The organism is Providencia sp., from assembly GCF_003533305.1.
Lineage (GTDB): Bacteria > Pseudomonadota > Gammaproteobacteria > Enterobacterales > Enterobacteriaceae > Providencia.
The window spans coordinates 247,572-269,667 of record NZ_DOEH01000015.1 but is presented as its reverse complement, the minus strand read 5'-3'; the positions used below and the strand labels follow the sequence as shown (position 1 = coordinate 269,667).

General features: G+C 38.0%; 19 protein-coding genes. 8 read left to right on the top strand and 11 right to left on the bottom strand.

Annotation, left to right across the window (positions count from 1 at the left end; translation table 11 throughout):
- Positions 1 to 2: 2 nt before the first annotated feature.
- Positions 3 to 554 carry an NAD(P)H nitroreductase gene (locus DD649_RS08630; RefSeq protein ID WP_294106014.1) on the bottom strand — a complete coding sequence of 184 codons (552 nt, stop codon included), beginning with the start codon at positions 552 to 554 and terminating at the stop codon, positions 3 to 5.
- A 319-nt stretch (positions 555 to 873) separates the two neighbouring features.
- On the opposite strand from DD649_RS08630, the gene sppA reads away from it, so the two are divergent.
- The 3 genes from sppA to pncA all read left to right on the top strand — a co-directional run bounded on the left by sppA (position 874) and on the right by pncA (position 4,596).
- Positions 874 to 2,730: a signal peptide peptidase SppA gene (sppA, locus tag DD649_RS08625; RefSeq protein ID WP_294106011.1), complete on the top strand. Its 1,857-nt coding sequence runs from the start codon at positions 874 to 876 to the stop codon at positions 2,728 to 2,730.
- Between the two features lie 187 nt (positions 2,731 to 2,917).
- Positions 2,918 to 3,937, top strand: coding sequence for an asparaginase (gene ansA, locus DD649_RS08620; protein WP_294106009.1), 1,020 nt, complete (start codon positions 2,918 to 2,920; stop codon positions 3,935 to 3,937).
- 32 nt (positions 3,938 to 3,969) lie between these two features.
- Entirely contained in the window at positions 3,970 to 4,596 is a 627-nt protein-coding gene (pncA, locus tag DD649_RS08615; protein ID WP_294106006.1) for a bifunctional nicotinamidase/pyrazinamidase, read from the top strand.
- 167 nt (positions 4,597 to 4,763) lie between these two features.
- Here pncA and DD649_RS08610 read toward each other — a convergent pair whose 3' ends face one another.
- Both DD649_RS08610 and msrB read right to left on the bottom strand, forming a co-directional pair.
- Positions 4,764 to 5,066: a DUF1315 family protein gene (locus DD649_RS08610; protein ID WP_336429967.1), complete on the bottom strand. Its 303-nt coding sequence runs from the start codon at positions 5,064 to 5,066 to the stop codon at positions 4,764 to 4,766.
- Between the two features lie 128 nt (positions 5,067 to 5,194).
- A complete protein-coding gene (gene msrB, locus DD649_RS08605) occupies positions 5,195 to 5,608 on the bottom strand; it encodes a peptide-methionine (R)-S-oxide reductase MsrB (protein ID WP_294106001.1) in 414 nt (137 codons plus the stop codon).
- Between the two features lie 356 nt (positions 5,609 to 5,964).
- Here msrB and gapA point away from each other — a divergent pair, with 356 nt between their 5' ends.
- Positions 5,965 to 6,960, top strand: coding sequence for a glyceraldehyde-3-phosphate dehydrogenase (gene gapA, locus DD649_RS08600; RefSeq protein WP_294105998.1), 996 nt, complete (start codon positions 5,965 to 5,967; stop codon positions 6,958 to 6,960).
- A gap of 187 nt (positions 6,961 to 7,147) precedes the next feature.
- A complete protein-coding gene (locus DD649_RS08595) occupies positions 7,148 to 8,029 on the top strand; it encodes a D-hexose-6-phosphate mutarotase (protein WP_294105996.1) in 882 nt (293 codons plus the stop codon).
- Positions 8,030 to 8,147: 118 nt separating this feature from the next.
- Here DD649_RS08595 and DD649_RS08590 read toward each other — a convergent pair whose 3' ends face one another.
- From DD649_RS08590 to fadR, 4 genes are all read right to left on the bottom strand, one after another.
- Positions 8,148 to 8,900, bottom strand: a complete 753-nt coding sequence (locus tag DD649_RS08590; protein WP_294105992.1) for a MipA/OmpV family protein — start codon at positions 8,898 to 8,900, stop codon at positions 8,148 to 8,150.
- 148 nt (positions 8,901 to 9,048) lie between these two features.
- Positions 9,049 to 10,113, bottom strand: a complete 1,065-nt coding sequence (gene alr / locus DD649_RS08585) for an alanine racemase (RefSeq protein ID WP_294105989.1) — start codon at positions 10,111 to 10,113, stop codon at positions 9,049 to 9,051.
- A 54-nt stretch (positions 10,114 to 10,167) separates the two neighbouring features.
- Positions 10,168 to 11,469 (bottom strand): D-amino acid dehydrogenase, encoded by a 1,302-nt coding sequence (locus tag DD649_RS08580; RefSeq protein WP_294105986.1) that lies wholly within the window; start codon positions 11,467 to 11,469, stop codon positions 10,168 to 10,170.
- Between the two features lie 526 nt (positions 11,470 to 11,995).
- Positions 11,996 to 12,712 (bottom strand): fatty acid metabolism transcriptional regulator FadR, encoded by a 717-nt coding sequence (fadR, locus tag DD649_RS08575; RefSeq protein WP_294105983.1) that lies wholly within the window; start codon positions 12,710 to 12,712, stop codon positions 11,996 to 11,998.
- Between the two features lie 222 nt (positions 12,713 to 12,934).
- On the opposite strand from fadR, the gene nhaB reads away from it, so the two are divergent.
- Positions 12,935 to 14,482 carry a sodium/proton antiporter NhaB gene (nhaB, locus tag DD649_RS08570; RefSeq protein WP_294105980.1) on the top strand — a complete coding sequence of 516 codons (1,548 nt, stop codon included), beginning with the start codon at positions 12,935 to 12,937 and terminating at the stop codon, positions 14,480 to 14,482.
- A 180-nt stretch (positions 14,483 to 14,662) separates the two neighbouring features.
- Positions 14,663 to 15,178, top strand: a complete 516-nt coding sequence (dsbB, locus tag DD649_RS08565) for a disulfide bond formation protein DsbB (protein WP_294105977.1) — start codon at positions 14,663 to 14,665, stop codon at positions 15,176 to 15,178.
- A 94-nt stretch (positions 15,179 to 15,272) separates the two neighbouring features.
- On the opposite strand, the gene DD649_RS08560 is transcribed toward dsbB, so the two are convergent.
- The 3 genes from DD649_RS08560 to DD649_RS08550 form a co-directional block, all read right to left on the bottom strand.
- On the bottom strand, positions 15,273 to 17,552 hold the full coding sequence (locus DD649_RS08560) for an FdhF/YdeP family oxidoreductase (RefSeq protein WP_294105974.1): 2,280 nt from the start codon (positions 17,550 to 17,552) through the stop codon (positions 15,273 to 15,275).
- A gap of 486 nt (positions 17,553 to 18,038) precedes the next feature.
- Positions 18,039 to 18,344: a DUF333 domain-containing protein gene (locus tag DD649_RS08555; protein WP_294105971.1), complete on the bottom strand. Its 306-nt coding sequence runs from the start codon at positions 18,342 to 18,344 to the stop codon at positions 18,039 to 18,041.
- A gap of 272 nt (positions 18,345 to 18,616) precedes the next feature.
- Positions 18,617 to 19,816: a sugar transporter gene (locus DD649_RS08550; protein ID WP_294105968.1), complete on the bottom strand. Its 1,200-nt coding sequence runs from the start codon at positions 19,814 to 19,816 to the stop codon at positions 18,617 to 18,619.
- A 481-nt stretch (positions 19,817 to 20,297) separates the two neighbouring features.
- On the opposite strand from DD649_RS08550, the gene DD649_RS08545 reads away from it, so the two are divergent.
- Positions 20,298 to 20,519 (top strand): DUF2594 family protein, encoded by a 222-nt coding sequence (locus DD649_RS08545; protein WP_294105965.1) that lies wholly within the window; start codon positions 20,298 to 20,300, stop codon positions 20,517 to 20,519.
- Positions 20,520 to 20,972: 453 nt separating this feature from the next.
- Here the strand turns inward: DD649_RS08545 and htpX are convergent, their stop codons facing one another.
- Positions 20,973 to 21,854 carry a protease HtpX gene (htpX, locus tag DD649_RS08540; RefSeq protein WP_294105962.1) on the bottom strand — a complete coding sequence of 294 codons (882 nt, stop codon included), beginning with the start codon at positions 21,852 to 21,854 and terminating at the stop codon, positions 20,973 to 20,975.
- Positions 21,855 to 22,096 lie beyond the last annotated feature (242 nt).

Below are 22,096 nucleotides of genomic sequence, written 5' to 3'. Positions count from 1 at the left end.
CTTTAAAAATGCGTTACAAAACCTGTCATATCAGGACGTTGAACTTTAACTGGTGCTTTTAGTTCAGGTGTTCCTAAATACAGAAAACCCACAATATGGTCATTTTCTTCACAACCCAAACCTTCGCGAACAACAGTATCCTCAGTCCATGAGCCAGAACGCCAAATACCACCAAATCCTTGAGCAACAGCAGCCATTTGCATAGCTTGTACCGCGCAGCTTGCTGCCACTATTTGTTCCCATTGCGGTACTTTAGGATGATCTTGAACTTTAGCAATAACTGTTATAATTAGCGGTGCACGAAAAGGTGCATTACGTGCTTTTTCTTCCACTTCAGCACCTAATTTCCCGTCTATTGCAGCTTTTTCAAGGAGTTGACTAAATTTTGCGATCCCTTCATTTTGCATCACTATAAAATGCCACGGTCGCAATGAACCATGATCAGGGGCTCTCATCCCCGCCGCGAGTATATTTTCTAGTTCTTCACCTTGTGGGGCTGGTGTTGTCAGCCTTGAAGCTGAACGGCGATTCAACAAAAGGGTTAAAGCATCCATTTTCGTCTCCGATTAAGCGTAAACTGATATGATAGTCGTTTAAACGAGGAATCATACTCACTTTATATATTTGTTATTTGTTGCTGTCCGTGAAACTTAATCCATCTGATATCATTGACTAAGTGGCTCGTATCAGCAAAAGTGTGTACCAATTACTTTATTAATTCATTGAATTGTATCATTTGTATGTATTGAAAAATATAATCATCACATTGTACCTCTCTCATAACCGTTTTGTTATGAATAATAATGTGTTTGATTTACGTACAACTGTATTATTAAACATACAAAACTGTATCGATTACGTTCTGGAGAAGTTATGCGCCAAATATGGGAAATTATCGCCACCGTCTTTAAATTTAGCTGGCGAATACTGAATTTTATTAGGGAACTCGTATTCAACACTATTTTTATTGTGTTGTTCTTTGTGGTAATAGGTTCAGTTGTATTATATCAATCTGATTCTAAACCCGAAAAAAATTATTTTGGTGCACTTTACGTCGATCTTCAAGGTGTTATTGTTGATCAAGTTTCAGCGCCCGACCCTTTTGGGCGAATGAGTAGAGAACTTCTTGGCACATCAAATAGTCGTATGCAGGAAAATTCACTATTTGATATTGTAGATGCCATACGTAATGCAGAAACTGACGACAGGATCACTGGTATGGTACTGCGTTTAGATAACTTAGTCAGTGCAGATCAACCATCTCTTGCTTATATTGGCAAAGCGATTAAAGAATTCAAAGCCTCGGGTAAACCTGTTTACGCCATCGGTGATAATTTTAGCCAACCTCAATATTATTTAGCCAGTTTTGCTGATGATATTTATCTATCACCTCAAGGTTCTGTGAGTGTCTTGGGCTTTTCTACCAACAGTATTTATTATAAATCGCTACTAGAAACCTTAAAAGTTAGCAGTCATATTTTTCGTGTTGGCACATATAAATCAGCCGTTGAGCCTATGATGCGTGACAATATGTCACCTGAAGCACGTGAAGCAAACCAACAGTGGTTAAATGCATTATGGAACAATTATCTTTCGGCCTTAGCAACCAACAGGAATACAACGGATAAACAAATTTTTCCGGGTGCCGATGAGATACTGAATCAGTTACGTGCCAATAAAGGTAGTAGTGCACAATATGCACTAAAACAAAAATTAGTAGATAAAATTTACACCCATGAAGAATCTGAAAATATTTTGACTAAACACTTTGGTTGGAATAAAGAGGATAAGCAATTTAACAGCATTAGTATCTATGATTATTCGGTTCAAACGGCTGATACTTCAACAAATAAAACGGGTAATATTGCCGTTATTGTTGTACAAGGTGCCATTATGGATGGGCCTCAAACAGCTGGGATCGCAGGCGGCGATACTATTGCTTCACAAATTCGTGATGCTCGACTTGATGACAACATTAAAGCCATTATTTTACGTGTAAATAGCCCAGGCGGAAGTGTCAGTGCCTCAGATTTAATCCGCAGTGAATTAGCCTCTGTCCGCGCAGCAGGTAAACCTATAGTTGTGTCTATGGGAGGAATGGCTGCATCTGGAGGCTATTGGGTATCAACCCCTGCCAATTACATTATTGCTAGCCCAAGCACACTTACCGGCTCTATTGGGATCTTTGGTGTGATCAACACATTCGAAAATACCTTAGAAACTATCGGTGTCTATACTGATGGTGTATCAACTTCACCACTCGCAGACCTTTCACTAACAAAAGGTATCACTCCTCAGTTTTCAGACATGATGCAATTAACTATCGAAAATGGCTATGAAACATTTATTGGCTTAGTGGCTAAATCTCGTCATAAAACACCAGCGGAAATAGATAAAATTGCACAAGGTCGTGTATGGGTTGGTCAAGATGCTTTAAAAAATGGTTTAGTTGATGAACTCGGAGACTTTGATGATGCTGTATCAAAAGCCGCTGAGCTTGCCAAACTTGATTCCGTTGAACTCGATTGGATGTCGCCTGAGCTTTCATTTATGGATCAACTCCTCCTTGAGCTAACCACAAATGTACAGGCCGTGATGCCCGATATGTTGCAAGCGTTCTTGCCTCCTGCCGTTGCAACTGATATCCGCCAACAAGCACAATTCTTTTTAAAAATGAATGATCCACAAAATCGATATGCATTTTGCCTGAACTGCGCTGACATTAACTAAATATTGCCCCCTCAATCAAATGAGGGGGATTTATCTAGAGTTACAGCACCGTATCTGTATATCAATCTATAAAATATTATTTTATCCGTAGATAATCCCAATTAAATAAGTCAAAATCCCTGACATCCAGTTCATGATTTATTTGAACTTATCTGTACATGACTTAGGTAAAAGATTAGGTAAAAAGATGCAGAAGAAATCGATTTATGTTGTCTACACTGGCGGCACCATCGGAATGAGCCACTCAGCTCAAGGCTACATCCCCGTTTCTGGCCATTTACAAGCCCAATTAGCTAAAATGCCTGAATTCCATCGCAGTGAAATGCCTGAGTTTACGATCCGAGAACTTCAGCCACTAATCGATTCATCCGATATTACCCCTGAAGATTGGCAATATATTGCTGATGATATTAGTCATAACTATCACCAATATGATGGCTTCGTGATCCTACACGGTACTGATACTATGGCATTTACGGCTTCTGCTCTGTCTTTTATGTTTGAAAACTTAAAGAAGCCGATTATTGTGACAGGGTCACAAATACCATTAGAAGCATTACGCTCCGACGGTCAAACTAACCTATTAAATGCGCTATATTTAGCCGCGAATTATCCAGTCAATGAAGTCGGATTATTTTTTAATAATAAGCTTTATCGTGGAAACCGAACCGTAAAAGCGCATGCGGATGGTTTCGATGCATTTAGTTCTCCTAACTGCACACCACTAATGGAAGCAGGTATTCATATTCGCTCATACAATACGTGCCCGGCACCTATTGGTATCGGTGAATTGAAAACGCACCGCATCACCCCACAACCGATAGGCGTTGTTACACTTTACCCAGGCTTATCGATAGATATCGTCCGAAACATATTACAACAGCCAGTAAAAGCATTGATTTTGCGCTCATATGGTATCGGTAATGCACCACAACAGCCTGAGCTATTGCGCATCTTACGTGAAGCCACTAATCGCGGTATTATCGTGGTGAATTTGACCCAGTGTATTTCTGGCAGAGTTAATATGGAAGGCTACGCAACTGGTCATGCCCTTGCAGAAGCTGGTGTAATTAGCGGCTATGACATGACATTTGAGGCCGCATTAAGTAAATTACATTATTTACTTAGCCAAGATTATACCTCATCACATATCCGTGAATTAATGCAAAATAATTTACGCGGTGAGCTAAGCTATGCAGATGAATAGCACTATAAATCAATATAGGAACTGAGAGCGTAATGAAATCAGCCTTATTATTAGTCGATTTACAGAATGATTTTTGTTCAGGCGGCGCATTAGCTGTTCAAGAGAGCGAAAAAGTCATCGATACCGCCAATAAGGCGATTGATATCTGCCTAAAAAATAATATCAAAATTATTGCAAGCCAAGATTGGCACCCCGCGACACATTTAAGTTTTGCCGATAATTCAGGTACTCAAATTGGCGATATTGGTGACTTAAATGGTATTCCACAAGTTTGGTGGCCGGTTCATTGTGTGCAAGGCGAAATAGGCTCAGACTTTCATCCTGAGTTAAACATACAAGCCATTGATGAAATTTTTACTAAAGGTGAAAATCATCAAGTTGATAGCTATAGTGCCTTTTTTGATAATGACCAAGTCACTCAAACACGTTTACATCAATGGCTACAACAGCAGCAAATCACACACTTAATCGTAATGGGCATTGCGACAGATTATTGCGTTAAATTTACAGTGCTTGATGCCCTAACATTGGGTTATCTGGTTGATGTGCTAACCGATGGCTGTCGTGGTGTGAATTTATCAGCGCAAGATAGCCAGAATGCCTTACTCGAAATGCAAAAATCAGGTGCTAAATTAATTACTCTCAATACGTTAAGTTAAATTCAAACTGCGCCTTGCTTTCATGCTCGGCGCATTTAGCGCTTATTTACTATCTCAATAAATCAGAATGCGCATCACTCACATTCAGTGACAACGTCACTTTTTTATTATCTTAATCTTAAGAAGCAAAGCATTTCTCAGCGTTAAGCGCCATTTTTAGTTTAAAATCAATCATGATTTTGTGGTTTCAGTGTTGCTAACATATCACCTTGAAAAATGGATTTTAATTCTTGTTTACTTTTCATGGTAATTTGTCCATCAGTCCCGACAGTCATGTGATCTGGATTATGGTTATTGCGAGATTGCCATAATAATACCATTTGTAAGCTATGTTCTTTTTGATCAGGCGTTAATACTACCCCATCTGGCCATTTACCAAGCTCTACCGCTGTTACCAAACGCTGGTATATTTCAGGTGTCATCACCGCAAGCAACTGTTCAATATGTTCTGCATCTATTTCTACGCTCACAAGAGTGCTCCTTAAATAAATCTTACAAAACTGAGTGTTTAAATAATTCTTTTTCCATTTATTTTGCTGAATCGATATTGCTGTTTTATCTTTATGGTGTTCAGCAAGCTTCAGCATCATGAAATACACTAACCTAAGGTTTTTTCACCATTATCATCATCCAAAAAACTTAACGATGCTGAATTTATACAGTAACGTTGCCCTGTTGGCTGTGGTCCATCAGGAAAAACATGCCCTAAATGCGCATTACAGTTTTGGCAACGAACTTCAATTCGATGCATACCATGAGAGACATCTTCAATATATTTTATCGCCCCTTCCTTGATTGGTTCATAGAAACTTGGCCAACCACATCCGGCATCAAATTTAGTCTCAGAAAGGAAAAGTGGCGTACCGCAGCACAAGCATTCATACACACCATCTTTACGGTTATGTAATAATTGACCGCTAAAAGGAGGCTCTGTTCCTGCCTGCTGCGTAACATAGAGCTGCATTTCATTTAAATCAGATAAATCAATAGGTTGTTTGACTTTATTTGACATGTATTACCCATGTATTTAAATTAAAAGATGGTATTAACACAATCATACACTAATTCTAAAACAACAAAAATTTAACAACATTTTTTGTAAAACTATTCTAGACTAATAAGCAGCACACTTTCCCATTTGATTTGTGAGCAGCATCACATATATCACTGATGGATGGTTTCATTATGCTGCACAACCCCGATAATACGTGCGGCGATATTTGCCTCTAAAGTGGCTAACAAATAAGCAGTTAGTGGTATCAGAATTGATTTTTTTCAATAATTGACACGATTCCGCTTGACGACTGGCAAGGTTTTGGTAACTTTAACTGTAACTTAATTCACGAATAAATAGCTGGTGGAAATACTATGACTATCAAAGTAGGTATTAATGGTTTTGGTCGTATTGGCCGTATCGTTTTCCGTGCTGCACAAGAGCGTTCAGATATCGAAATCGTTGCTATCAACGATTTGCTTGATGCAGACTACATGGCGTACATGTTGAAATATGACTCAACTCATGGCCGTTTCAACGGTACTGTTGAAGTTAAAGATGGTCACTTAGTCGTTAACGGTAAAAAAATCCGTGTTACTGCAGAAAGAGATCCTGCGAACCTGAAATGGCAAGAAGTGGGTGTTGATGTTGTTGCAGAAGCTACAGGTCTATTCCTGACTGACGAAACTGCTCGCAAACACATCCAAGCTGGCGCGAAAAAAGTTGTTCTGACTGGCCCTTCTAAAGATGACACTCCAATGTTCGTTATGGGTGTTAACCATAAGAACTATGCAGGTCAAGAAATCGTTTCTAATGCTTCTTGTACAACTAACTGCTTGGCGCCTTTGGCTAAAGTTATCAATGATAACTTCGGTATCGTTGAAGCCTTGATGACAACAGTTCACGCAACAACTGCAACACAAAAAACAGTTGATGGTCCTTCTCATAAAGACTGGCGTGGTGGTCGTGGTGCTTCTCAAAACATCATCCCATCTTCAACTGGTGCTGCAAAAGCTGTTGGTAAAGTTATCCCTGAGTTAAACGGCAAACTGACTGGTATGGCATTCCGTGTACCAACACCTAACGTTTCTGTTGTTGACTTGACTGCTCGTATTGAAAAGCCTGCTACTTACGCTCAAATTTGCAAAGCTATCAAAGACGCATCTGAAGGCGAACTGAAAGGCGTTCTGGGTTATACCGAAGATGAAGTTGTATCAACTGACTTCAACGGCGAAAAACTGACTTCAGTATTTGATGCTAAAGCTGGTATCGCTCTGAGCGACAACTTTGTAAAACTAGTTGCTTGGTATGACAACGAAACTGGTTATTCAAACAAAGTATTAGACCTAATTTCACATATCTCTAAATAAGAGCTATTACGTTATTAGTGTTTACGGAGCCGCCTTATGGCGGCTCTTTTGTATCGCATCAAATGGTTATATATCACTTCTTTTTTTCAATCTCTTGTCTTATCATTCTTTATTCATTTGAAGCGCTATAATACTTTCACCACCTAATAAACTGCTGTCTCTGTCCCATCAAAACAGGCGGAATATCATGCACGATAAATTATTTGCATTACCAGTCATTAAACAGGTCTCTGCATACATTACTCAACGCCAATTGGATGAACTTCCTCTTATTGTGGTTTCTCACCCAAAAGTTCGAGGCGTCGTAAGCCTTCAAGGGGCTCAGTTAATTGATTGGCAACCAGCAGGACAAAAACCCTGTTTATGGCTCAGCGCGGAGAGCGCATTTAAAGAAGGCACTGCAATCCGTGGGGGTATTCCCATCTGTTGGCCTTGGTTTGGTCCTGTAAACAGCCCTAGCCACGGTTTCGCTCGTATTTTGCCTTGGAAATTTACTGCTCATAACGAACATGAAGACGGCGTAATTCTCACTTTCACGTTAACGGATACAGAATACAGTCGTAAATTGTGGCCTCATGAATTCACATTAATCTTACGAATGAAATTAGGTGAAACTTGTGAGCTTGAATTAGAAAGTTATGGTGATTTTGAAGCGACTGCCGCTTTACATTCCTATTTCAATATAAGTGACATTCAAAAAGCGACAGTTTATGGCCTTGGCGATCACTATTTAGATACCGTTGCTGATAAAGAAGTTTATATTTCAGAACCGCTCAAATTTAATAAATTGACTGACCGTGTTTATACCGAACCTGAAGAATACAGTTTATTACGCGATGATGGTTGGGCTCGTACCATTGAAATCCACCATTATCACCATAGCGATGTCGTTTGCTGGAATCCATGGGCTGAATTATCTTGCAGTATGAAAGATATGCCAAATAATGGTTATAAGCAGATGGTCTGCGTCGAAACAGCCCGAATTAATAAACCGATGATAAGTGAAGCCCAGCACCCTGCTCGTTTATCATTAGTCATGGTTTGTCGAGATAACAAACCTCAAGCCTAGTGCATAAAAATATAGATAAAATAATAGAAAAAACAAAACCCCAAAAGTATCTACCTTTGGGGTTTTTTATATTAACTTTGATAAGTCTGTAATAGAACACTTATCCGAGGTTCATCACTTAGAAAGTATAAGTGAAGCCCGTCCATACAATAGCCGACACTGATTTATTCACCATCGGGCTATCTTTGACTTCACTAGACATATGGTCAACACGACCCGCAGCGAATGCTGTCCAGTTTTCATCAAAGCGATAATTACCTGATAATTCTAAGAATGGCGTCCAGCTAGAGCCTGGCTGGTAACGTTTTAATCCACTATTGCGAGACTCTTTTGAAGAGATACCATATTCGTATCTGTTTTGGTTTTCACTGTCCCACTTAATACCGATACCTGGTGTCAATGTCCATTTGTCAGCTTGGAAACTATAGAGATATGCCGTTTCAGCACGTAAACCATTACTAATCCCCAACATATCACCAGAACCAATAAATCTTAATGTACCCCAATCAGCTTTATGTTTATAAGTAAAACCGCCCATTACGGTATCACGGCGACGATCTAACTCACGCATCGCGTTATCGTCATTATCTTTAGGCTTGAAAAATTGAGGATAGTAATAAGCATCCAGTGACAGTTGGTCAACACCATCATTCCACAGGTAGTAACCTGCTGCTAAAGTATGAAAATAGAAATTCTCACCTTCATAGTTAATGACAGGGACTGGCGTTACATAGTCTCGTGATTTGATGCCTTTATAGGGAGTAGATTGAGCCAAAACTGACGCACCTACTGACCACGTTCCTGCAACTGCAGCACTTGATAACATACCTAATGCGACAGCTAGTGTTGTTAATTTAATTGTTTTAGACATACAAAATCCAAGAGTAAATGAAAATGAATTAGAGGATATGTTAACGCAATATAGAACATTTCCCAATATTAGCCTAATAAATCACATTTAAAGCTAAATTGGTAAACTTATCTATATTGAATGATTACCTGTATTATATACAAATATATTAATAGCTCACAGGAACTCTTTTGGCTAGTGCACACATTAATTGATAACCAATCGTTCCAGCCATCTGAGCAACATCATCGATAGGGATATTTTCTCCCCAAAGCTCCACAGATGAGCCAATATTCGCATCAGGACAATTAGTAACATCAATCGTTAGCATATCCATCGACACCGCACCTAACAGCGCATGTTTAGCGCCATGGCACCAGACAGGCGTACCCGTTGGCGCATGTCGTGGATAGCCATCTGCGTAGCCACAAGCCACTGTTGCAATACGCATCGATTTTGTTGCAGTAAACTTACTACCATAACCAATAGATTGCCCGGCTTTAATCTTATGAATAGCGATGATTTCTGATTTTAACGTCATCGCAGCTTTAAGATTTAAATCAACCACATCAGCCCATTTACCACTAGGCGAAGCGCCATAAAGTATTATTCCTGTACGAACCCAATCATAATGTGTCCCACTGTGCCAAAGTGCAGCACCTGAGTTAGCTATGCAAGTTGGTAAAGACAAATGGTCAAATTGCCTAATTTGTTGCAACGGAGTCTTTATACCCGTTTTAATGTCAGAATTTGCAAAGTGGCTCATTAGCGTAATTTCACCCACATTTGCCATCGCATTTAACTGACTAATGACATTCATATATTCATCTTGGGAAAAACCTAATCGGTTCATTCCACTGTTTAGCTTAATATACACCGATATTGGCGTTTTCAATGGTGCTTTTGCTATCGCGGCTAGCTGCCATTGACTATGAATACTTGTCGCAAGCTGATATTGCTCAATCACAAGTAAATCTTGTGCTTGAAAAAAGCCTTCAAGCAATAATATTGGGCCTTTCCAGCCTTCCTCTCGTAATAAAATAGCTTCATTAAGATCTAAAACAGCAAAACCATCCGTTTCTTGTAAAGCACGCCAAATTTGTTTTATACCATGACCATAACCATCAGCCTTCATCACTGACCAAATTTTGGCTTGCCCAATGTGTTTGCGCACGACGGATAAGTTATGCGTTAAATTTTGTAAATGAATAACCGCACTGATTGGGCGTGGCATATTAATTCCTTTATTATCGAGGATAATCATCCTCACTGTTTTTTAGCCGCCCATTTAACGTACTGGCGATAAATGTCCACTAGATACCAATTTTGTATTAAAGCCATCTACATATCGAAATACTGACAAATCATCGAATTTGATATCCGGCTTATTGCCAGAAATCAAATCTGCAAGTAGTTTTGCAGAACCGCAAGCCATGGTCCAACCCAATGTACCGTGGCCAGTATTAAGATAAAGATTACTATAAACAGTTGCACCCACAATTGGCGTACCATCTGGCGTCATCGGACGCAACCCCGCCCAGAATTGAGCTTGATTTATATCACCGCCACCTTGATACAGATCTTGCACAACCATCTTTAATGTTTCACAACGCTGTTTCAAGACATCTAAATTAAATCCCACAACTTCAGCCATACCACCAACGCGAATGCGGTCATCAAAACGAGTCACAGCTATTTTATAAGTCTCATCAAGCACTGTCGATACCGGAGCTCGTTGTGTATCTAAAATAGGCATCGTCAATGAATAACCTTTTAATGGATACACGGGTATTTTAACTAATTGCTGTAATATCGCGGTTGAATAAGACCCCATAGCGACAACATATTGATCAGCCTTAACCACTTCACCATCAATTTTTACGCCACTGATTTTATTACCATCCGTTAAAATTTGTTCAACTTTAGCGCCAAATTTAAATATCACACCTGCGGCTTGAGCCATTTTAGCCAGCTTTTTAGTAAATTGCTGACAATCACCAGTCTCATCATTGGGCAATCGCAATCCGCCAGTAAGCTTATCTTTTACATATTCAAGAGCAGGCTCAACTTTGATTAGCTCATTTGCTGTTAACAATTCGTAAGCAACGCCCTCTTGCTTTAGAACAGCGATATCATTAGCCGCATTATCAAATTGTTTTTCTGTTCTAAACAACTGCAAAGTGCCCGCTTGACGACCTTCATAATTAATACCAGTATCCGTTCTTAATTGCCGAATACAATCACGGCTATACTCCGCGATGCGCACCATACGACTTTTATTCATGGAGTAATGTTGAATATCGCAATTTTTTAACATCTGCCACATCCAACGTAATTGGAATAATGACCCATCAGGTTTAATGGCTAAAGGTGCATGCTTTTCAAACATCCATTTTATTGCTTTTATTGGAATACCTGGTGCCCCCCAAGGCGTTGCATAGCCAGGTGAAATTTGTCCTGCATTCGCTGCGCTCGTTTCTTCTGCAACATCGAGTTGTCTATCAACAACGATCACTTCATGCCCTTGCTTGGCTAAATACCATGCGGTTGTAACACCGATAACACCTGCGCCTAAGACCATAACTTTCATATACCCACCTTACGCATGACTATAATTTACTCAATAGAATAATATTCTAGTTTTCATTTTCCAATACAGTTGATTAACATTTTTAACAATAAAGTCGAATATTCCATTAAAAATCAGATTCCCTCGATTCAATCATATATTCTGCTAACGACATTAATTACATGAAAAAAATTATTTAAATATATCAATATCATATAGAATTAATTAAATTAATTTTTATAATATGAATAGAAAGATACAGACTTTTATACTTATCAAGCGAGATTTTATATTGATACACTATTTATCGTTAAATTCTAGACGCCGAATACCCACGGTTTATTATGCTTATATTTTTTAATTTAACGGAATTTAACACTCACTAAGTCGTTTTATTACTGTGTTATCAGCAAAACATGAAGATGAAAAGTACGCTAAACCTATTTGGAATAACTATATGAGGATATTGCGAAGATACAGCGGAGATAAAAAAACCAGTTACGAATATTGAACTGGTTAATTATAGGATTTTCTTTACTCAATATTTCTAACGAATAAGCGCTAAATCTGAGGGCATATTACCTTGCATACTATGCCAAATTAGTCCACTTTCCTTACCATAATTCCTGACACATTCCATAATACGGTCATACGCTTGTTCGCGACATAAATTAGATAATTGCTGGTAAAAATTCAAAGCAAGGCGTCTAGCTTCTGGGTTCGAGAAATAATAGCGTCCCACTCGGGTATACAGCCCTCTCAAGCCATTAATAATTAATCCATAAATTGGATTACCGGATGCAAAAGCGAGGCCACGGAAAATATTGTAGTCTAAATCACTAAAAGCATCGGAATTATCTTCAACTTTGTCTTTTCCAGATAAAACTTCAAGAGATTTTTCTGGATTATTACGAAAAGCGGTACGAATAAAAATAGCCGCAATGTTTGTTCTTACCGCTAGCAAATTATCAACCAGTTGCGGAACTCGGTCATGGTCTAATCTTGCGAGAGTTTCAAGAATATTTAAACCTGACGTTTCCCAATAATTATTCACTTTTGTTGGTTTACCATGCTGAATGGTTAACCAGCCATCACGCGCTAATCGTTGTAATACTTCGCGAAGTGTTGTTCTTGTCACGCCAATAAGTTCAGAAAGCTCGCGCTCGGCGGGTAGAATTGTTCCCGGTGCGAATCGATTGTTCCAAATACTTTCAATTATATATTCTTCCGCGAAGCCTGCCGGACTTTGAGCTCGAATTACCATATTTTTATTATTCCAAACATTTTTAGACGGATTTAGACGAAAGCATATCAGATTGCCACAAAATGAGATAGTTAGACTCACAATAAACAATGCGGTTAATCATAAAAATTCCATATAATTCATATATTATCTATTAGCAAAAGGACTTAAATAATACAAAAGATAAGCGTACTATGTAGGGCAACATCACACAACATCCCCAAAAGAGGATAACAAATCATAATGGATTTTAGTTTAAAAAGAGCCTTTTTGAAAAATTTTCTAGGCAATTCACCGGATTGGTACAAGTTAGCAATTATTTTATTTTTAATTATTAACCCAATTATTTTTTATTATGTTAGCCCTTTCGTTGCTGGTTGGCTTTTAGTTATTGAGTTTATATTCACATTAGCAATGGCATTAAAGTGTTACCCACTACAGCCTGGTGGCCTGCTCGCCATTGAAGCCGTTATCATGGGAATGACAACACCCGCACAAATTTCCCACGAAATTAGTAATAACCTAGAGGTTGTTCTTTTACTAATTTTTATGGTGGCAGGCATCTATTTCATGAAACAGCTATTGCTGTTTGTTTTCACGAAACTACTAATAAACGTCCGTTCTAAACGAATTCTATCGTTATCATTTTGCTTAGCAAGTGCGTTTTTATCTGCCTTTTTAGATGCACTTACTGTGATAGCTGTCGTTATTAGTGTCTCTATTGGTTTTTATTCTATTTATCATCAATACGCATCCAGTCATCACAATAATACCGATCTACAAAATGATAATTTCATTGATACCGTAGAGAAAAAACAAACCCTTGAACAGTTCCGTGCTTTTTTACGTAGCATAATGATGCATGCTGGCATTGGTACTGCCTTAGGGGGTGTAATGACGATGGTTGGTGAACCACAAAACCTCATTATTGCCAAACATGTTAATTGGGATTTCATTACCTTCTATCTACGTATGGCGCCAGTCACTGTTCCTGTTTTTATTTGTGGTTTATTAGTTTGTTATCTTGTCGAGAAATTCAAATTATTTGGTTACGGAACAGAATTACCCTCAACAGTGCGCCAGATATTAACTGAACATGATAAAAAAATGAGCGCCAAGCGTACTAAAAAAGAGTTGGCTCAGTTAATTGTTCAAGGCTTAATCGGTGTATGGCTTATTCTAGCCCTCGCATTTCACCTTGCTGAAGTAGGACTTATCGGCCTTTCTGTCATTATTTTAACGACCACTTTTTGCGGGATCACAGAAGAGCATGCATTAGGTAAAGCATTTGAAGAAGCTCTTCCCTTTACTGCACTATTAACTGTTTTTTTCAGTGTTGTCGCCGTTATTATTGATCAACAATTATTTACACCATTTATTCAGTATGTTCTGCAATCCTCCGAATCCTCTCAATTATCACTATTTTATTTATTTAACGGATTACTCTCCGCAGTTTCAGATAATGTATTTGTTGGTACGGTATATATTACGGAAGCATTAAAAGCCGCTAATGAAGGGCTTGTTTCACAACACCAATATGAATTACTCGCGGTGGCAATTAACACGGGAACCAACTTACCTTCCGTTGCAACACCAAATGGTCAAGCTGCTTTCTTGTTCCTGTTAACCTCCGCGTTATCACCACTGATTCGTTTGTCATATGGTCGTATGGTATGGATGGCATTGCCTTATACTATCGTAATGACTATTGTAGGATTACTTGGTGTCGAATTATGGTTAATCCCTATAACTAACTGGATGGAAAGCATTGGTTGGGTTTCACTACCTTAGTTTTCGGATATAATGCGCATTAACTTAACGATATCAATCTTTATAAGCCGCGATTTTATGCGGCTTATTTTGTAATGTTAGGTAAAGCCTACTCAAAAAACCTTTAATTTGATTTTTGACGCTTTTTTTATCAGTCGGTTAGAGGCAAAATGGCACATCACTAATTTAGGGAATCTAAGTATGTTCAGATTTTTTAACTACTGCTCACAAGGACGAGGCGCATGGCTATTAATGGCCTTTACGGCGTTTATGCTGGAATGTGCTGCGCTGTATTTTCAGCACGTAATGAAGCTACAACCTTGCGTTATGTGCATTTATGAACGTGTCGCTTTGCTCGGTGTTATAGCCGCAGGCTTAATGGGAGCCATTGCGCCAAGAAACATAGTAATCCGCTGGATTGCCATCATCATTTGGATTTATGCTGCATGGCGAGGCTTAGAACTTGCATGGGAACATACCATGCTACAGCTCTACCCATCACCTTTCGCATCTTGTGATTTCTTTGTCAATTTCCCAGATTGGCTGCCATTACAAGAATGGGTCCCTGCTGTATTTGAAGCTTCTGGTGACTGTGCAGTAAGACAATGGGCATTTTTAGGTTTAGATATGCCACAATGGCTAATTGGTATTTTTGCTGCTTATTTACTTATTGCTATCATTGTTTTAATAAGCCAATTTTTCCCATCCAAAAAATAGTCTTAAAAAATACCCCATAGTTAATGATTAAACATATGGGGTATTTTAATTAGTCAGCCAGCAAAGATTAACTGTCTCAAATCCGAATCAGCAATTACATAACAATTTCCAATTTTACAGGAATATTTTTGTATGCCGGAATACCACATTGTGGGTCAAAATTATCTAACGTAATCAAATTGTTTGCTTCTGGAAAATAAGTCGCAACTGAACGATCTGCCATATCGTAAATCACAACCGTCAAATTATCTAAGCGACGTTTTGTCGGTTTTTGATTGCTATCTAATGCAATAATATTAACCTTATCACCCGCTTTCAATTTCTGTTTTTTCGCTTCACCTTCACTGATAAAGACGACATCTCGCTGACCAAATACGCCGCGATAACGATCATTCATTCCATAAATGGTGGTGTTATATTGATCATGACTACGTAGTGTCGCAAGTATCAACTCACTATTAACCGCAGATTTTGGATCTTCAATTACACCTTCTGTAGGCACAAAGTTAGCTTTACCTGATTGAGTTAACCAACGACGCTCTGAAGCTGCATTGGTAAGATGAAAACCACCCGGAATTTTAATTCGTGCATTGTAATTATCAAAGTCAGGTAAAATCACTTCCATCGCATCGCGGATAAGATCATAGTTATCAATGAAGTTATCCCATTCAACTTTAGTTGCGGGTATTGTAGCTTTAGCAATACCCGCTACAATTGCACATTCCGATTTTAAATACGGACTGACGGGTTTTAATAATCCTTTAGAAGCGTGCACCATAGACATAGAGTCTTCCACTGTAATGCACTGTGCGCCACTCGCCTGCCTATCAATTTCACTACGTCCTAACACCGGCAATAAAAAAGTATTTTTAGCTGTCAGTAAATGGGAACGATTGAGTTTAGTTGCAGTATGTACAGCTAAATCGAGTTTTTTCATACCTGCGTAACAAGCTTCTTTATCTGGCATAGCAACTGCTAAATTTCCACCCATACAGATTAATGCGTTAGCACTACCCGCAGAGATAGCTTGCATACTCGCCACTGCGGCATGACCAAATTCACTTGGAGGCTGAAAACCAAAACGTTGTGCTATCTTATCCAAAAAATGCTTGCTTGGTTTTTCTGTGATCCCAACAGTACGATCCCCTTGCACATTAGAATGACCACGCAACGGGCAAATTCCAGCACCTTCACGACCGATATTACCTTTTAATAGCAACAAATTAACCAGTTGCTGAACATTTTGCGTACCATGCTGGTGCTGAGTTATTCCCATGCCATAACAAATAATGGTATTTTTTGCTTCACTATAAAGGTCGGCAATTTCCTCAATCGCTTCACGGGATAGTCCTGAAACGCGTAAAATATCTTTCCACCCTGTGGTTAACACATCATTTTTTAAGGCATCATAACCGTGAGTGTGGGTTGAAATAAAATCGGTATCAAGAATAGGTGGCTGACCTGCTTCAAGCGCAGTTTGATGACGCTCAATGAGTACTTTCATCACGCCTTTAATCAAAGCAGTATCACCACCAATTCGTACTTTATAATAATGCCCAGCCAAAGGTGTTGATTCTAATGTAAGCATTTCAACGACATCTTGTGGATATGCAAAACGCTCAAGACCTCGTTCTCGCAACGGATTAATAGCAATTATTTTAGCGCCGCGTTTAGAAACCTCACGCAATGAACTCAACATACGAGGGTGGTTGGTACCCGGATTATGCCCAATACAAATCACTAAATCCGCTTTATCAAAATCTTCCAATAATACCGTTGCTTTACCTACTCCAATGGATGCAGCTAGCCCAACACTCGTAGGTTCGTGACACATGTTAGAACAGTCAGGAAAGTTATTAGTTCCATATTCACGAGCCAATAACTGATACAAAAAAGCAGCTTCATTGGATGTACGGCCAGAAGTATAAAACTCAACAGTATTAGGGTCTGAATAGTTTTGCAGTTTTTCACCTATCTGCTTAAATGCCTCATCCCACTCAATTGGCTCATATTTATCTATTTGCGGATTATATTTCATCGGATGTGTTAAGCGCCCTTCGTCTTCCAAATGAAAATCATCCCAACTGAGTAATTCCGTCACTGTATGCTTAGCAAAAAATTCAGGTGTAGTACGTTTTGATGTAGCTTCCCACGCAATGGCTTTAGCGCCATTTTCACAGATATCAAATGATGCAGTATGCTTAGGATCTGGCCATGCGCAACCGGGGCAATCAAAACCATCGACTTTATTCATATCAAACATTGCAATCACATCATGGCCTATTTCCATTTGTCCACGCAACGCTTGAGCAACAGCTTTAACGGCACCCCAACCTGCGGCTGGGCCAGTATACTCCTCAATTTTCTTTTTCATTTTTCATTACTCTTCATTGAATTGAAAATAAATAGTTATAATTGTTAATATACTTTTTTATAATTTTAATTATGACCTTACAATGAAGGTTAATAACTTTTCAAATGAAGATCAATTATTTATTTAGAATAAAAAACTGCCAGTCGAAATAAGATAATCTATTACGTACAATAATATAATTATCCTACACCTTATTATCGTAATATAAAAAAACAATAAACGCTTTAATGGCAAAATAAACCAAATAATTTTATTTTAATAAAAAACAACACGTTAGGGTATTTTTGCATTTAAGAAAGAGTATAGTTTAAATTTGAAAGAGGACTAATGATTAATTAAACACTTAAAGGTGTAATGTTAATAATAATGATATTTATTTAAATAACCCCTATATTTTTAAATAAATATGGGGGTTAGTATATTAAAATATTTTTCGCAGTAATATACATCACGATATACATGAAATAATGCGTGGGAAATCGCTTATTAAATACAGCTACCACTTTGAATGATATCAGCCGCACAACGCTTTCCATTAGCAAATTGGCAAACTGCTGTTTGGTTACCATTCAATTCTAATGTCATCGCAGGTAATCCACCAGCAGAGACACAAGCCTCTTGCGCCCCATAGCCTAAATTAACAACTTGTTGGGCATACTGTGCATCCGAATTTTCCGCTCGTGTCATCTTACTTGATTCAGAATTACTGCAAGCAGTAAGCATGAAAGAAAAAGTACTAATTAAACTTATTGAAATAACCGGTTTTAACAGAGCACTGATTTTACACTTCATCACATTCTCCAATAATATCAGCTTCTGTTCCCTCTAATCAGTGGTACTGCTTCTTGAAAACAGATTAATGGCAACATATTAACTATCTATTAAGCAGCATACCAATAATTGTGGATAAATCGAGCTTTTGGTTGTAAATATTAATCATCGCCATAGTTAGCTACACTATGCTTAGCTACAACCATATTGAATAGACAATATACGCGTGTTATTTAATTATATAGTCAAAATATACTGCCTATAAAATAATACTTTCATGACAATAAAATTAATTAGTGAATGCTTGATTGAGGTAATTTATCCTTAAATGATTCTTTATAGCGTTTAAAAATATAAATACACCAAATCAATGAGATAATACCAAATGCTGCACCAACATAGCCAATATACGTCATACCCATATGGATGATAACTTGATTACCAAGTAATGCCCCACCACCAATCCCAAGATTAAAAATGCCAGAATAAATTGCCATAGATAGATCGGTCGCGTCGGGCGATAAGTCAATGACTTTGACCTGCATTCCTAAGCCAATACACATAATCGCTATTCCCCAAAATATCGACAGAGGAATAAGGGACCCTATATCCCCGCCTAGCGGCATCAATAATAGTAAGCAGACAGTTAATACACCAATTGCAGTAGGTAAAAAAGTTAATGCATATTTGCTACTATAACGACTAAAAATAACACTGCCGACAATACCTGCGGCACCGAAAATAAGTAGCAATATCGTGGCAAAATTTTGACTTTGTAAAGCAACATCTCGTACAAATGGTTCAATATAGCTATATGCAGCAAAATGTGCAGTAACAACGACAACTGTCAATACGAATATACCCACCAGTGCGGGGCGCTTGAATATGATAGGCAAACTTTTTAAAGATCCCGAATGCTCACTTGGTAAGTGAGGCAAAAAGCGTATAAGTGCAATCATTGTGACAGCAGCAATCGCACCTATAGATAAGAACGTCATGCGCCAACCTAAAAATTGTCCAATTACTCGACCAATAGGTAAACCCAATACTGTTGCTAATGCTGTGCCCGTTGCCAATAATCCTAACGCCTGCGCTTTTTTACCTGCTGGTGCAACTCGGATAGCAAGCGATGCTGTAATTGACCAAAATACAGCATGTGATAATGCGACACCAACTCGAGCGCCTATAAGCGCGTCAAAACTCCATGCAAAGCCCGAAATAATATGGCTAATAATAAAGACAATAAACAAGAATACTAACAACTTACGCCGTTCAATTTTACTGGTTAGTAGCATCAGCGGTAATGACATTATTGCCACTACCCAAGCATAAATTGTGATCATCAGCCCCGTATGGGCCACTGTCATATCAAAACCTTCAGCAATATCACTTAACAATGCCACAGGCACAAATTCTGTTGTATTAAAGACAAAAGCAGCTACTGCTAATATCACAACTCTTATCCATGCTGTTTTTCTAGAAACCTGAGTCATTGTCTAATACCAAGCCTTATTTTTCCATGCGTTAATCTGCACAAAAAATACAATACCATTGCGCAAAACAACAAAAAGGGAGATTAAGATAAAAGCAACTTTAACGATGACTAAAATGTATCGAGGCACAATTTTACGTGTTGCCGTCGCTACATGTTTATTTTCGCCTTGTGTATGCTATAGAGAATTATGTGAATCATATCACACTATGAGGCATTTTTTAAAGATGCTCTAACTAAGAATGTCAATACAAGACAATCAATATTCAATCTTATTACTTTTCAATAAATACAGCTGAACATTCAGATTAAATTGCCCACTTATGCTTTTAATAACAAAAATAAGACAATCTTGTTGATACTATCCTCATGCACAGCCATTTCTACCACATTATCATTAATACCACTTATGTTAGAACACATCGGGATTTTTTCTGTGCTACAATCTGCGAATTACTGTTTATTATTAAAGGAATCTCTAAATGAAAACCCATTTCCCTACCGAGCCTGATGTTAATACCCTTGCGGATGAGATCACTTGTTTAAAAAATTTAGTCACACATATGCTTAAAGCGATTGGCCAAGCAGATGCTGGTAAAATTTTAATTAAAATGCAAAGAGAAGTCGCATTAATTGAAGATGAAAAACAAGCAGAAACATATAAAAATACACTAGAGCAGATTAAAGCAGGCTATCGCCAATAGAACATTTAGCGATAAATGCTATTTATAGCATATAACCGTATAAAAGCGGTTTATACTGCACAAATAACTAAGTTTCATTTATCGAAATAGCCTATCTTTGTTCATGAATTAAACCATTCTTTATTCATTTAGCTCCCCCTTCAGAACCCTATGAAGGGGGCTTTTTTTATCAAAAAATTAAAGTCAGCTGATCAATATCGCTCTATTTAGCTAGCACTCCACGTTCATCACTAGATAAATATACTTAGCTCTATTTTCTAATTAAAACAGACATTTCATATATATTTATAATTCAGTACTAAAAGTTAGTATTTCTAGTCCATAACCTTTGAATAAAAGCTTCTATACCAAAAATTAAATACCTTTGAACATAAAAAAGCCACTCAATAAATTTTGAGTGGCTTTTACTTCATTCAAATTATTATTTAACTTGTCATTTGATCTATGCAAATACTATTTTAAATACTGTCCTGAGCGCAACGCTTCAATACGCTTGTCTAACGGTGGATGTGATAAAAATAACTCACTAAATGCTTTACCGCGACCATTAATACAAAATGCCATTAAACGCCCTTCTTCTTGTGGCTCATAGCTAGTTTTTAATCGTTGAAGCGCAGCTATCATTTTTTCTCTACCCACTAACTGAGCAGAACCCGCATCGGCATGAAACTCGCGGTGACGAGAGAACCACATCGTAATAATGCTAGCAAGTATCCCAAATACAATTTCTAATACCATTGAAACTGCAAAATAAACCATGGGATTGCCGTTGCTACTTTCATTTTCATTATTATTGTTTGACATAAACCCAGCAACAAGCTGTGCAATAATACGAGAAATAAAGATAACAAAGGTATTCACAACACCTTGAAGCAACGTCATTGTCACCATATCACCATTAGCAATATGACTAATCTCATGCGCAATAACCGCTTCTGCCTCATCTCGGCTCATGTTTTCTAACAAGCCCGTGCTAACAGCAACAAGAGATGCGTCACGGCGAGCTCCCGTTGCAAATGCATTTATATCAGGCGCATGATAAATCGCAACCTGAGGCATTTGAATACCTACCTGTTGTGCTTGACGCCCTACAGTGTTTATTAGCCATCTCTCTACATCATTACGAGGTGACTCAATAACTTCACCACCAACGGATTTAAGTGCCATCCATTTAGACATCAATAGAGAAATGAATGCACCGCCAAAACCAAACAGCCCAGCCATGATCAACAAACCTTGAGCACTACTGCCTTGAATGCCCGTTAAACTTAAGATTATCCCAAACACAAACATAACCGCTAAGTTTGTGAGCAAGAATAAAACAATTCTCATCATTTTTATGTATTCCTTGGTAAAAACAGATATCACGTAGAATTTACTTTATAAATAAGGTTTTTTCACACTATTTCAAGTCAATTAACATTAAAAAAGCAAAAAACGACATAACTTTACATATAATATGAATAGATGCCTCAAAAAAGATTGTTTTCTTGCAATATTATATAAAATGATACTGATAACTCACTGTTTTTAAAAGTACAAAAATAATCATTCATTTTCTAGATTATTAACTTTTA